Here is a 14,245-nt window from a genome sequence, read left to right on the forward strand (position 1 = left end):
CAGCCACAGTGCAGCAGTTAGCGCTATGGACGGTATACTCTGACGTTTGCAAAGCCATTTTCGTGCAGGATCAAGGCCTGTAACTGGCTCATCACGCCCTTATTGCAGTACAGGTAGTAGTCTTTGTCCTGAGGCAGGTCACCGAACTTAGTGGCCAGGCGGAAAAACGGCAAATGGATCACTTCAATCCCATCGAGCTCAAGCGGCTCGGCATCTTCCTCTTCCGGGGAGCGAATATCCACCACCACAGCGCCTGCTGGCAGGTCGCTGACATTTTCTGCTTCTTTGACTTCTTCTTTCGCTTCGGCCTCAATCTCGCGGATGTCTTTCACAACGGCATTTTCCACCACAGTGTCCAGCACATCAAAGTCAAACTTACTTTCTTCCGCTTCGATTTTTTCCAGCTTAGCTTTAACCGTCGGCTTTTTCGAAATCACACCGCAGTATTCCGGCATCGACTCTGCCATTTCACACGTGCCTATCTGGCGTGCGATGCGAATGATCTCTTCTTTATCGTATTGGATCAGAGGACGTAAGATCAGTGTCTCGGTGACACGGTCAATTACGTTGAGATTTGCCAGCGTCTGGCTGGATACCTGGCCAATACACTCACCAGTTACCAAAGCCTGAATGCCAAAACGCTCAGCGACTGCGGAACCTGCGCGCATCATCATCCGTTTAAGCACAACGCCCATCTGGCTGCTTTCGATGTTTTCGAGGATCTCGGCGACCACTGGCTCGAAGTCGACCGTGATAAAGCGCACCTTATGGGTTGAACTATATTGCTTCCACAAATAGTGGCTGACCTGTTTAACCCCAATCTCGTGGGCTGCACCACCCAGATTGAAAAACAGGAAGTGGGTTCTCGCCCCTTTGCGGATCATTTGATAGCTGGCCACGCCCGAATCAAAGCCACCCGACATCAAAGACAGTACATCTTCTTGTGTTGGCAGAGGGAAGCCACCCATACCCAGGTGTTTAGTGGTTACGATATAAGCACGGTCGCCTTTTACCTCAATTTTAACCGTCACATCGGGCTTGCGTAGCTGCACCCGCGCTCCCGGTACGTTCTGATTCAGACCACCGCCGACATACCTTTCTACATCACTGGAGGTAAAATCATGATCGCCCTGACGCTTAACGCGTACACAGAAAGTTTTGTTTTCAATTTGCGGCCCCACCAGCGGCAGGGCTTTTTGATAAATGTCGTCCAGGGTTTCAAATGTCGTTTCCTGTACTTCCAGAAACTGAACAATACCCGGAATACGGCCCAGACCACTGATAAACGCGTTGCGGATCTTAGGATCTTCGCTTTGCGTCACCACAGTGATGTTGTCCCAGTTATTTTTTACCGTCACTTTTTCATCAAAGCGGCTGAGCACCAGTTTAATGTTTCGCTCGAGTACCATAGTAAAGCGTTTGCGAACCGATTTACTTTTGATCACGATTTCAGGGTGCAGTTTGACGATAAATTTAAACATAGAAGTCACTCTTGGTTTGGACATGAATGCGCAATTGGCGCGCCGACAACGGGCGCGCGATTATAGCAGACTTATTAAAGACTAGGAAATATACAGAGGATAACCAGCTTTTTCTGGTCTGTGAGGTCAGGCGATACTGGGCAATGCGGCGTCTGCCATCGCCTGATAGTGTTGCTGTAGTTGTTCAATTTTATCCCGGCTGAGTGCGGTGCCATAGGGTTTAAACAAAACTAAAACCTTTACAATGCCATTGTAGATGTCTTGCTGCTCCAACACTCCGGTCATTCTGCGCGCTTTCACATACGGGGTCCAAAAGCTCACCACCAATTTCAGCATATGCGCCAGTTCTTTAGCGTCTTCATTACTAATCGCAATCACTTCAGCCTCACGCAATCCGATAACAACGGCCATGACCTGCTCAAACAAACGTGCCTGAAACGCAATGTAGTCTTTTTTAAGGGCATCATCGCGGGCCAAAATATCATTCAGGTTGTCATAGAAGAAATGGTAACGCCACATCAATTCAAACAATGAATCGAGATATTGAGTCAGCTGTTCAACCGGCTCATCGTGGGCGCCCAACGGCTTGAAATGCGTACTTAAGTGCTCGCTGTACTGAGCAAAGATATTGCGGATAATGTCTTCTTTATTTTTAAAGTGGTAATACAGGTTACCTGGGCTGATCCCCATGTTGGAAGCAATGTGATTGGTGGTGATTGTCCGCTCGCCATGTAAGTTAAACAAGGCAATGCTGGTACGAATAATTTTTTCCTTGGTGTTCATATTCGGTTCTCTGATAACACGTAATTAATGGGGCAAGATTGACCTTTCGGTTATAACGCACAGTGAAAATAGCACTAAATAGGAATAACATTAAATTTTCATTTTGAAATCAGACCAGTGATATTGTGCCGCAAGCTTGATAATATAAGGCAAATTTGAATTGTTATGATCTCAACATGCAAGTAACCGCTTTATATCCGGGCACCTTTGACCCGCTCACCAACGGGCATGCCGACTTAATCAAACGCGCGGCCAAAATGTTTGATACTGTCATTTTAGCCATCGCACACAACCCCAACAAGAAACCTTGTTTTACTTTGGAAGAACGTGTTGCCTTGGCCAAAGAGGTCCTGGCGGCACATAGCAATGTTAAAGTGATTGGCTTCACCGGACTGTTGGTCGATTTGGCCAAACAACAGCAAGCCAATGTGCTGATCCGCGGGATCCGAGCGGTTTCCGATTTTGATTATGAATTCCAGCTGGCCAATATGAATCGCCGCCTGTTTCCAGAGCTGGAAAGTGTCTTTCTGACTCCATCCGAGAAGAACTCTTTCATTTCTTCGACTCTGGTCAAAGAAGTGGCGCTGCATCACGGTGATGTCAGTGAGTTTGTCAGTCCATTAGTCGCCAAAGCCCTTGAGGAAAAGTTACACGGATGAAAAGCCAATTTTTAATGCTCAGCAGCCTGGCGCTGGCGTCAGCGCAAGCCTTTGCCTCGCCCTGGATTGAGGCGCAGCAAAGCCATCTAAAACACTCCATTGACTTGCTGGTCAGTGCCGGCATTATCCAGCGCCCGGTCAATCAGTACCCACTGATGTGGAATGGCTTGGTAACCGACCTGGCCAACGTAGACTCCAGCGCACTCCCCGACGATGTGCAGTTTGCCCTGCTACATGTCAAACATGCACTTAACCAAGCTAAGCAGGACACCCACTCTGGCATAAAAGCGCACTATAGTGATGAGCAAACTATGCCAGCGGGCTTTGGCCAGCAAACCCGATCCCGCAGTGGTATCAGCAGTTATGGACAGATCACAGGCAGCAATGTCAGTGCCCGTGTACAGGTTAACTATGCGGATGACCCGCAGGATGGCAAACATGTCAATCATCATGGCAGCCACCTTGCTGTGTTGTTGGGTGATTGGGCATTCAGTGCGGAGCGACTGGATTACTGGTGGGGTCCGGGCAATGAAAACGCACTCATGCTCTCCAACAATGCCGCCCCGATGAAAGCGCTGCGCATCAGTCGAGCCAATACCAATTACAGCGGCCCCAGCTTTTTGTCTTTTGTCGGCCCCTGGCAAATTACCGCCATCGCGGCAAAGCAACGCCCATTATTAGATGTCGACAATGAAAAAGACTTCTGGGGAGTCAGAGTCTCGGCCTCTCCTGTCGCAGGTCTGGAACTGGCCTATGCCACCACTGCCAGTGATTTTGTGTACCACACAGATGTACTGGATGAGACCCGAGAACAGCAACGCCTCAGCAGCATTGATTTCAAGTACGCCTCACGCATTGCAGGTATCCCCCTTGCCATTTATGGTGAGCTCAGTGGGGAAAACGACCAGGGCGTATTGCCAGAAAACAGCAATGTCACGTTTGGCGCAGAAGCTTTCTGGGGCACAGTGGAGTATCGCATTAAGTCGTATCTTGAATACAGTGACACCGAAACCGATTGTCAGGCACAGCAGGCCAGTTTCCAGTGCCACTTTGCGACCACAGGTAAAGGCGCAGACTACCTGGAGCGAGGACGCTGGCTGGGTGCTCATATGGGCCCACAAGCAAAGTCGCTAAGCTTAGGCACCAACTACTATGGAATGGGTGGTTACGGGGGGTATGCCAAATTAAAACGACTGGAGTTTAACACCCTGGATATTGACCGGGATTTACTGCAGGTGGGTTATCAGCAGGGCTTGTTTAACGGCTTGCTGAAGCTGGATCTGGCATACTGGCGCGATAAAGGCGCGACCGACTCAATTAACGAAACATCCGCCTCTGTGAGCTGGGAATACCGCTTCTAAATAAGCTAAAGCGCCTTTGTTGGCGCTTTAGCTTATTACTGTAGGTTTCAGGCCACAAACTGGCAGGGAATACGTGCAGGCTCAGCAGCCTGCAACATAAACTCCATCGCCACTTCATCACAGTTGTTTTTACGCAGGCACAATTCGCAGTCTTTCATGACTTTTTCAGGAAGGCTGTCTTTGCTGCACCCATTAAAGCCTTGCTTATCGAAAAAGCCGGGCACCCGGGTCAGCACGATCACCCGCTTTAACGCCAGTCGCCTGGCTTTATCCAGCAAGTGCGACACCAATAATTGCCCCTGTCCTTTCACCTTAACAGCCGGGTCGACACCCAGTGAGCGGATCTCGGCAAGGCCTGTGTCATAAATATACAGCGACGCGCAGCCGGTGACCTTGCCATCGACCTCAGTCACGGCAAACTCATTGATACTGTGGATCATATCGCTTTTGGCTCGCGGCAGGTTTTCACCTACCTTAGCCCAATACTGGATCAACCCTGCGATGGCTTCAACATCGTTTAAAGTGGCGTCACGTACCGTGATTTGCTGTTTTTTTTTCGCCGCACCAATGGCAGCTGACACCTGCGCCATTGAAGTACCGCCTTTTGCACTGCGCGCAGCAATGCAGGCATCCAGTTGTAATACCGGGTAAACATCTTGCTCTATCTGTGCACAGACCGACTGAAATTGCACCAGGCTGAGATCTTCCAGATTTTTTTGCTCACTCAGTGCCAGCTGTACCAGCTGACCAACAATATGATGCCCTTCACGGAACGGGATCCCTTTGGCAACCAGGTAGTCCGCCAGCTCAGTGGCATTGGCGTGTCCGCCCTGCGCTGCCTGCTTGGTTTTATCGCCATTGACTTTGACACTTTCTATGCAGGACTGAGCCATATGCAACGCGGCGAGCCAGGTTGGCATAGCGTCAAATACGCCCTCTTTGTCTTCCTGCATATCTTTATTGTAGGCCAGTGGTAGTGCTTTTAATGTCATCATCATGGCACTGAAAGCACCAAATACCCGCCCTGTTTTGCCCCGGATCAGCTCCAGCGCATCGGGGTTTTTCTTTTGTGGCATTAAAGACGATCCGGATGTGACGTTGTCGCCCAGCTCAATAAAGCCTGCTTCTCCGGAGTTATAAAAAATCATGTCCTCGGCAAGGCGCGACAGATGCAACATAGAAATAGAGGCGCAGCTCAGTAATTCCAGCACAAAATCCCGGTCCGACACCGCGTCCAGGCTATTGCGGGTGGCGCAGCGAAAGTTCAATTCTGCTGCCAACTGCTCCCGGTCGATATCGTAGGCAGTGCCCGCCAGCGCGCCGCTGCCAAGCGGGCATTCATTCAAGCGTGTCACGGCATCCTGCAAGCGAGAGGTATCGCGTTCCAGCATTTCCACATAGGCCATGCACCAGTGGCTGAACAACACAGGCTGTGCCCGTTGCAGGTGGGTGTAACCCGGTAAAATGGTGCCCAGTTCATGCTCTGCCAGCGCAACAAACGCCGCTTTAAGCGCCCCGAGTGCTTCGAGCACAGTGCCTGCCGTGTCGCGACACCACAAGCGAAAATCGGTGGCCACCTGATCGTTGCGGCTGCGCCCGGTATGGAGCTTTTTGCCCAGGTCGCCTACTTTGTCGATCAGTCGTGCTTCCACATAGGAGTGAATATCTTCATACCCTGCCGTCGCAATGGCGTGCGGATCAGCACTGGCCTCGTCCAGTAACGCCTGCAAAGCCGCCACCAGCTCGGCATGTTCATCAGCGCTCAGGACCTGCACCTGTTTGAGCGCGCCTGCCCAGGCTATCGAGCCAACAATATCCTGCTCAGCCAGCTGATAGTCAAACGGCAAGGAATCATTAAATTGTTTAAAGGCCGCATCCGGCCCAGACGAAAAGCGTCCACCCCACAGTGCCATGTTACTTTACTCCTCTGATCACCGTTATTTAACCGACTTTTGCTTGTTCAATGCCGCAATGCGACTGGACAAGGAGAACAAGCGGATAAAGCCTTCGGCATGAGACTGGTCGTACACCTCGTCCTCACCGAAAGTCGCAAACGCTTCGCTATATAAGCTGTTCACCGAGCGCTTTTGTACCGCGCTGACCTGACCTTTATACAGTTTCAGCACCACCTCACCGCTGGCCACCTGCGCCAGAGACTGAGCAGCCGCCAGCAGCGAATCTTTTAACGGGGTAAACCAGCGACCGTCGTACACCAGATGTGCAAACTCATTGGCCACGGTTTCTTTCCATTTACGGCTGGCCTTGTCCAGCACCAGCTCATCAATGGCCTGAAGGGCTGCCACCATCACAGTTCCCCCCGGGGTTTCGTAACAGCCGCGCGACTTCATCCCCACCAAACGGTTTTCAACGATATCAATGCGCCCCACACCATGTTTAGCGGCAATCTCGTTCAGCGTCAGCAGACAGTGATAAGGACTGAGGTTTTGACCATTCACAGCCACCACCTGACCGGCCTCAATCTGTACACTGACCAGTTCAGCCTCATCGGGCGCCTGCTCGGGCGAAGCCGTCCAGGTCCAGACCTGCTCGCTGGGCTGATTCCAGGGGTCTTCCAGCTCGCCGCCTTCATGAGAAATATGCCAGGCATTGGCATCACGGCTGTAGATTTTGGTAGCAGAGGCGGCACAAGGAATGTTGCGCTCGGCCAGATAATCCAGCAAGGATTCCCGGCTCGACAGCGACCACTCCCGCCATGGCGCGATGACCTCAAGGTCTGGCGCAAGCGCGGCAAAGCAAGACTCGAAACGCACCTGATCATTCCCTTTGCCGGTACAGCCATGGGATAGCGCATCCGCGCCTACTTTGCGCGCTATCTCAACCTGCGCTTTGGCAATAATTGGCCGCGCCATGGAAGTTCCCAGCAGGTAAGTGCCTTCGTAGATCGCGCCACTTTGCAAGGTTGGATAGATGTAATCACTCACCAGTTCGGCCTTTAAGTCGACGATATGACATTCACTGGCACCGGACGCCAGGGCTTTTTCTTCGACACCCTGAAGCTCTTCATCCCCCTGGCCGACATCGGCAACAAAGGCGACCACTTCACAGCCGTAGTTTTCTTTTAGCCAGGGCACAATGGCCGACGTATCCAGACCACCTGAGTAAGCCAGAACAACTTTTTTAATCTTTTTCATGATGTTTACCTTAATACTTAAATCTTGTTGGCTCAGACGATTTGTTTATTCATAAGCGCCAGTAACAGGGCGTTTTGCGCATGCATGCGGTTTTCTGCCTGTTGCAATACTCGCGCTTTAGGACCATCCATCACCTGAGAGGTGATCTCATAGCCACGGTGCGCAGGCTGGCAATGCAGCACTGTGCTGGCCCCAGTTTGTTCGAGTAATGCCTGATTGAGCTGGTAGGGCATAAAGGTGGTTTTTGCCTGCTCCAGTGACGTATCACTGCCCATTGACACCCAGGTATCTGTGTACAGGGCGTTGGCACCGACTGCGGCTTCAATGCGGTCGCTGATCAGCACAGACGCCCCATTAACCGCCGCGATTTGCTCCGCCTGCTTAACGATTTGTGCATCGGGCGAATGGCCTTTCGGGCATACAGCCACAAAATCGGCCCCCAGTGTTGCCGCCAGCAGCAATAAAGACTGACAGACATTGTTGCCCTCACCCAGATACGCCAATTTGATCTGGCTGACGTCGCCAAACACCTCCTGCAGGGTCAGAAAATCGGCCAGCGCCTGACAGGGGTGGTACAAGTCACACAAGCTGTTCACCACCGGAATTGATGAGTGCTCAGCCAGCACCTCCAGGGTATGGTGAGAAGAAACCCGCGCCACCAGTGCATCGGCCCAGGTGGCAATATTGAGCGCAAAATCCTTTACAGATTCACGGCTGCCCATGGCGCCGTTTTGTTGGTCCAGATAGACCGCATGACCACCCAGTTTGTTAATCCCAATATCAAACGACAAACGGGTTCTGAGGCTGGGTTTTTCAAATAGCGTGACCACAGACTTGCCCGCCAGTGCGTGGGCAAATTCCTGCGGCTGTTGTTTCATATCGCTTGCCAGGGCAAGCAGCTTAAGTGCCTGGCTTTTATCAAATTCCAGACCAGTTATAAAATGACTCGACATAAAGCTTCCTAAGGTAAAATTTGCGTTCCGACGTGCTGCCCCTCCAGCAGGGCAAGCAAGTTATCTGGCTTTTGCCAGCTCGAGATATACACCCCGCGTCGTAAATGTCGGGCAGCGTGAAGACTGGTCTTAACTTTGACCTCCATCCCGCCCACAATCACCTTTTGTGCTATCAGTTGTTCTATCTGGTCGCTATTTAATTGCGCCAGCGGCTGACCTGCGCCATCTAATACCGCCTCGACATCGGTCATAAAAATCAGTTCAGCGCCCAGCTGATGTGCCAGTGCTGCGGCTGCTTCGTCGGCATTGACGTTAAACAATGCGCCATCAGCGCCTATGCCAATTGAGCTGACCAATGGGATCCGCCCGGCTGCCAGCAGCTCGGGTAGCAAACTGTCGCCCTGCGGCTCACAGGTGCCCACCTGCCCCAGTGCTTTGAGTTTTTGCGTGGTCATCAGGCCCGCTTCATACAAGCTGAGCCCAACCGGCCTTAACCCCGCCGTAATAGCCTGGGCCATGAGTTGTTTGTTGGCACACCCGGCCAGTGCGCCGACAATATAAGGCATTTGCTCTTTAGGGCTGATCCGCAACCCCTGGTGTTTAGCTGTGGCAAACCCGGCGTCATTAAGCCAGCTATCCACGAGCGCGCCACCGCCATGCACCACCACAAAACGGTGCGTTTGGTCTTGCTGTGCACGCGTATTCAGTGCGCTGAATAAGTCATGGGCAGCCTGCTCTGAATTAAGCACCGCCCCACCGAGCTTGATCACCCAGGTTTTTATATCTGTCATAAGTTACCCCATCAACCCTTGTTCATGCGGATACTGACTGGCCAGATTCATACACTGCAGCGCCTGCCCTGCCGCCCCTTTGAGTAAATTATCTATCGCCACTGTGACAATCAGTTGCTGCCCCTGCTGCTGCCAGCCAATATCGACAAAGGCGCGATTTGCCACCCCTTTGATTGACGGCATGCAGGCCCCTTTGAGACGGATCAGCGGTTCGTCTGCCAGCACCTGATAGGCCTCTGCAATCTGATGCTCTGAGACACCCGGTTTGAGTGAGACATAAATGGTTTCCAGAATACCCCGCGGGAAATTACCCAGATGTGGCGTAAACAACACAGGATGCGCGAGATAGCGTTCAATTTCCGGGGTATGGCGATGGTTAAACAGCCCATAAGGCGCCAGAGACACTTCGCAAAAGTGGGTGTTCAGGCTGGCTTTGCGGCCCGCACCGGTGACACCCGAGACGGCATTGATAATAATGGTGCTGTCACTAAGTAAGTCGGCCTGTTTTAGCGGCTTAAGCGCATTTAGCGCAGCAGTTGGATAGCACCCGGGCACTGCCACCAGCTGAGCTTCGCTCAGGGAATCGCCATACCACTCGACCAGGCCATACTGCGCCTTGTCGAGCCACTGCGAGTAAGGGTGGCTAAAGCCATAGTATTGTTCGTAATCTGCGCTGTTTTTAAGCCGATAGGCCCCGGACAAGTCGAAAACTTTTTTGCCCATGTTCAGAAAGGTTTGGGCCAGCTCAACGCTTACCTTATGGTCGGTACAAAGGCAGACATAGTCGACATCGCTGTCGGCTATGTCTGCAAACGCCTCATTCGTCAAAGGAAGCAGGGAGACATCAAGTAAACCTGTATGTTCAGGATATAACTCGCTCAGACACTTCCCTTTATCCAGGCTGTGCTCTGACACATAACAGCCACTGAGATTCAAACCCGGGTGGCGGGCCACTAAACTGGCCAGCTCTGCGCCGCTATATCCGCTGGCGCCAACAATTGCTACGTTAAACATCGATAACTCTTTAAACTAAAGTGAACACAAAGACCTTATATTTGCTATTGATGAGCTTATCGTCGCATTGTTGCACCCTCTATATTTATGCTAAAAAAATGAATTGATATTCACCTTACATACATATAGATTTTTATGCAACAGGTTTGAATAAATATTTTCAGGATAAACACCATGTCTCTACCCGACTTTAAAACCATGTACCGCGAACTGATAGCCCGCCCTTCTGTCAGCGCACTCGACGCCAGCCTCAATCAAAGCAACCGGGCGGTCATTGAACTGCTTGCGCAGTGGTGTGAGCAGCTGGGCTTTAGTACCGAAATCACCGAGCTGCATGCCGCGCCGGGCAAGTTCAACTTACTCGCCAGACGGTGCCCACCAGGCGTGGCAGAGCACAGCGGCGGCCTGATGCTGGCCGGACACACAGACACCGTGCCCTTTGATGACAGCCGCTGGAACTTTGACCCCTTTACCCTCAGCGAACGAGACAACCGCTTATATGGCTTAGGAAGTATTGATATGAAAGGTTTTTTTGCTTTTGTGTTGCAAGCACTGGAGGAGCTGAAAGATCTTAAGCAGAGCGCGCCAATCATGATCCTGGCCACCGCAGATGAAGAGATTACCATGGCCGGTGCACAGGAAATTGCACGCCACAGTAACCTCAAGCCAGAGCGCTGTATCATAGGTGAGCCCACCGATATGGTGCCGGTTTATACCCACAAAGGGCATATGTCTTCGGCGATTCGGGTAACAGGGCGCTCCGGGCACAGCTCCGATCCGGATCGCGGCCTAAATGCCATCGAGATAATGCAGCAGGTGATTACTAATCTGTTACAGTTAAAAGAAGATTTAAAGAATAAATATTCACTTGATGATTTTGCAATTCCGTACCCGACCTTGAATTTAGGTCATATTCACGGCGGCGATAACGCCAACCGAATTTGTGGCTGCTGCGAGCTACATATTGACCTGCGACCCCTGCCAGGACTCAGCATTGCAGAGCTACAGGCCTTGTTACTGCAGGCCGTTGCCCCGATCAATACGCGTTATCCCAACAGTGTGTCAGTGATTGACTTACATGACCCCATTCCCGCTTTTCATGGCACTCGGGATTGCGCACTGGTTGCTTTAGCTGAAAAAATTTCAGGTCAGCAGGCCGTGGCCGTAAATTATTGTACGGAAGCGCCCTTTTTACAGCAGCTTGGTTGCGAAACGATTGTGATGGGACCAGGCTCAATTGCCCAGGCACACCAGCCCGATGAATATTTGGCGATGGAAAAAATCAAACCCAGTCAGCAGATCCTCACGGAGCTTATCAAGCAGCAGTGCTTTGTGTAATAGCGTGTAATTTGCACAAACAACAACCAGCCACTATACCTGATCAGATGTAATACATGAGCGGTAAAAGCCTGCCCGAGCGCGCCCCGTCAAGCGCGTTTAAGCTCGCTTTTATCGTGATTGATGTGCCCAACAGGCACATCAGGGCCGTTCGGGCCATCGATTGTCAGCATGGATGCCGCAGTATCGCTCTACTGACAAGGAAGGGGCAAAAAATGTGCAAACTACTTTCTCAAATCTGTTGCCATGGTATCCGCAGTACCATGCGCCGTTACTTGCCCGGTAAACAACCGACTATCCGCCGTGTTTCTTACCTTCCGCTGATGTGTGCCGCTCGCCGATTTTTCTCATCACTTTATCAGGGGCAAACTTATGTACAGACTGACCGATTTTTATCGCCTCAGTGCCACATTGACCGGCTACGACGAGGTCGAATTACAGGGCACAGGCGTGGGTCCCACTTACTGCAAAACACTCAGCCAATGGGTGCGTCAGGACGTGATACAGGAACTTTATCACCGGGCTGAGGAGATTGGTGCGCTTGAGTGTGAATCTAATCAGGCACAATTTTACGAGCGTATCTGGAACTGCGCCAAACTTGGTCCGGTTGCCAGAAACATCATCAAGATGTGGTATCTCTCCATCTGGTATCAGCTGCCTGCCGACTGGAATGCCCTGTATGGGGTTGACGATTTCAGTGCGGATAAACAGCCCGTTGAAGACTATGTGATCTCCAGCAATGCCTATATTCAGGGCCTGGTGTGGAATGCCCTGGGTAGTCACCCCATGGGAGCAAAACAACCTGGGTACGGCACCTGGGCCTTCCCCGGCCAATCAGTCAAACCTCTCAACCTGGATTAGGACAGCAACATGACACATCATCATAAAGAATACGACGTGGTCATCGTCGGGGCCGGTATTGCAGGCGCTATTATGGCCAAACAACTGGGTGAGCAAGGCAAACAAGTGCTGATCCTGGAAGCTGGCACGGGCACCGATGGACGTTTCTTCGATCAGGGCAAAGAAAAGGGCTACCAGTCGTATATGGAACGTTTCTTCACTGCCATGGCCAAGATCCCCAACGCGCCCTACCCCAACAACCCCAATGCCCCACAACCTTTAGTGACTGATATTCAAAAGCCACCGCTGAATAAACCCGTCAGTGATCATGGCTATTTTGTCCAGTACGGTCCGGACCCGTTTGCCAGTACCTATACCCGCAGCGAGGGCGGCACCACGCTGCACTGGCTGGGCACCTGCTTGCGTATGCTGCCCGAAGACTTTGAGCTGAACACGCGCTTTGGCCGTGGTCGAGACTGGCCCATCAGCTATCAGGATTTACAACCCTGGTACGAAATCGCGGAACAACATATTGGGGTCTCGGCCAATGCCGATGTGCAGACCTATCAGCAGATTGATAACCCCAGCGTACAACTGCCGTTTGAAGCAAATTACGATTACCCGATGGAGCAAATTCCGCAGAGCTTTTTAGATCAGTATCTGGCCAAAGGACTTCAGGGCATGCAAGTTGAAATTGACAGCCAGCCCTATCCCATTGATGTGGTGGCCACCCCACAAGGGCGCAACGGCATGCCGCGGGGTGATTATCGCCCAGTGGGGGCAGTCGGCAACCCAGACCTGGGTCAGCGCTGTGCGGGCAACTCTAACTGTGTGCCTATCTGCCCTATTCAGGCCAAGTACTCAGCTTTAAAAACGCTGGAACAAGCCAAAAACACCGGCAATGTAACCATAGAAACCCAGGCGGTCGCTTACAACCTGGAGGTGGACCACAAAACGCAGCACATCTCTAAGGTCCACTATAAACGCTACCACTCTACTAAATCCGCGGCTTATGACGATAAAGCGGTCAAAGGCAAAGTGGTGGTGCTGGCCGCCCACGCCGTCGAAAACGCCAAACTATTGCTGGCCTCCAATGTGGCAAATTCCAGCGATCAGGTCGGTCGCAATCTAATGGACCACCCGACTATGCTGACCTGGGGCCTGATGCCCTGCAAAATCGGCGCATTCCGAGGCCCAGGTTCAACCTCCGGGATCCCTTCACTGCGTGGCGGGGCATTTCGCGCCGAGCAAGCCGCTTTTCGTATTGAGATAGGTAACTGGGGCTGGAGCTGGCCAGAAGGCGCGCCGATTGCCACTTTGCCTGAGCTCATCGATGAGCAAAACTTATTTGGCCCGGCCCTGCGTCACAAAATCGCCGAAGAGTACCCGCGCATGTTCCGCTTTGGCTTTTTGGTAGAGCAACTCCCCGACCCCGATAATCGCGTCACTATAGACGATCAATACCGGGACCAGCTGGGCAACTACCGGCCGGTGATCCACTACAAGGTCACCGACTACACCCGCGCCGGTATGGCACAGGCTAAAGAAGTGTCAGATGCCATTTTCCAGCGCCTTGGCGTCGAGCCTTTTACCAAATATAAAACCAGCGATCCGGGCTATGTGCAGTATCAGGGCAAAGGCTATGTCTACAACGGTGCCGGGCACCTGGTCGGCACGCACCTGATGGGCGACGATCCAAAAACCTCGGTAGTAAATCGCGAACAACGTAGCTGGGATCATCCCAATCTCTACCTGGTTGGCTGCGGCAATATGCCCACCATTGCGACCAGTAATCCGACTTTAACCATGGCAGCACTGACCTTCTGGGCTGCTGACAACGTGTTAAACGCACTCGACCAGTATTAATGAGGGA

The 14,245-nt window shown here is 51.9% G+C and carries 12 protein-coding genes; 5 read left to right on the plus strand and 7 right to left on the minus strand.

Going from position 1 to position 14,245, the window contains the following annotated elements; all coding sequences use genetic code 11:
• Window positions 1-23: 23 nt before the first annotated feature.
• Both thiI and L1285_RS05100 read right to left on the minus strand, forming a co-directional pair.
• The gene (gene thiI, locus L1285_RS05095; RefSeq protein ID WP_235411224.1) at window positions 24-1,481 is read right to left on the minus strand and encodes a tRNA uracil 4-sulfurtransferase ThiI; all 1,458 of its coding nucleotides are present in this window, start codon (window positions 1,479-1,481) and stop codon (window positions 24-26) included.
• Between the two features lie 126 nt (window positions 1,482-1,607).
• Entirely contained in the window at window positions 1,608-2,264 is a 657-nt protein-coding gene (locus tag L1285_RS05100; RefSeq protein ID WP_046005400.1) for a TetR/AcrR family transcriptional regulator, read from the minus strand.
• 176 nt (window positions 2,265-2,440) lie between these two features.
• On the opposite strand from L1285_RS05100, the gene coaD reads away from it, so the two are divergent.
• Window positions 2,441-2,923, plus strand: coding sequence for a pantetheine-phosphate adenylyltransferase (gene coaD, locus L1285_RS05105; protein ID WP_046005399.1), 483 nt, complete (start codon window positions 2,441-2,443; stop codon window positions 2,921-2,923).
• Window positions 2,920-4,284, plus strand: a complete 1,365-nt coding sequence (locus L1285_RS05110) for a capsule assembly Wzi family protein (RefSeq protein ID WP_235411225.1) — start codon at window positions 2,920-2,922, stop codon at window positions 4,282-4,284. Before coaD ends, L1285_RS05110 begins: the two co-directional genes overlap by 4 nt.
• Window positions 4,285-4,331: 47 nt before the next feature.
• On the opposite strand, the gene argH is transcribed toward L1285_RS05110, so the two are convergent.
• Genes argH through argC form a run of 5 tightly spaced genes read right to left on the minus strand, consistent with a single transcriptional unit; the run spans window position 4,332 to window position 10,194 of the window.
• On the minus strand, window positions 4,332-6,197 hold the full coding sequence (gene argH / locus L1285_RS05115; protein ID WP_235411226.1) for an argininosuccinate lyase: 1,866 nt from the start codon (window positions 6,195-6,197) through the stop codon (window positions 4,332-4,334).
• 24 nt (window positions 6,198-6,221) lie between these two features.
• Window positions 6,222-7,436 (minus strand): argininosuccinate synthase, encoded by a 1,215-nt coding sequence (locus L1285_RS05120; protein WP_235411227.1) that lies wholly within the window; start codon window positions 7,434-7,436, stop codon window positions 6,222-6,224.
• Window positions 7,437-7,468: 32 nt separating this feature from the next.
• Window positions 7,469-8,389, minus strand: a complete 921-nt coding sequence (locus L1285_RS05125; protein WP_235411228.1) for an ornithine carbamoyltransferase — start codon at window positions 8,387-8,389, stop codon at window positions 7,469-7,471.
• An 8-nt stretch (window positions 8,390-8,397) separates the two neighbouring features.
• Window positions 8,398-9,180 (minus strand): acetylglutamate kinase, encoded by a 783-nt coding sequence (gene argB, locus L1285_RS05130; protein WP_235411229.1) that lies wholly within the window; start codon window positions 9,178-9,180, stop codon window positions 8,398-8,400.
• A gap of 3 nt (window positions 9,181-9,183) precedes the next feature.
• Window positions 9,184-10,194, minus strand: a complete 1,011-nt coding sequence (gene argC / locus L1285_RS05135; RefSeq protein WP_235411230.1) for an N-acetyl-gamma-glutamyl-phosphate reductase — start codon at window positions 10,192-10,194, stop codon at window positions 9,184-9,186.
• A 174-nt stretch (window positions 10,195-10,368) separates the two neighbouring features.
• Between argC and argE the strand changes: the two genes are divergently transcribed.
• The 3 genes from argE to L1285_RS05150 all read left to right on the plus strand — a co-directional run bounded on the left by argE (window position 10,369) and on the right by L1285_RS05150 (window position 14,238).
• Entirely contained in the window at window positions 10,369-11,532 is a 1,164-nt protein-coding gene (argE, locus tag L1285_RS05140) for an acetylornithine deacetylase (protein WP_235411231.1), read from the plus strand.
• Window positions 11,533-11,904: 372 nt separating this feature from the next.
• Window positions 11,905-12,393: a hypothetical protein gene (locus L1285_RS05145; protein WP_235411232.1), complete on the plus strand. Its 489-nt coding sequence runs from the start codon at window positions 11,905-11,907 to the stop codon at window positions 12,391-12,393.
• A gap of 9 nt (window positions 12,394-12,402) precedes the next feature.
• A complete protein-coding gene (locus tag L1285_RS05150; RefSeq protein WP_235411233.1) occupies window positions 12,403-14,238 on the plus strand; it encodes a GMC family oxidoreductase in 1,836 nt (611 codons plus the stop codon).
• Window positions 14,239-14,245 lie beyond the last annotated feature (7 nt).

The organism is Pseudoalteromonas sp. DL2-H2.2 (assembly GCF_021532535.1).
Taxonomy (GTDB): Bacteria; Pseudomonadota; Gammaproteobacteria; order Enterobacterales; family Alteromonadaceae; genus Pseudoalteromonas; species Pseudoalteromonas rubra_A.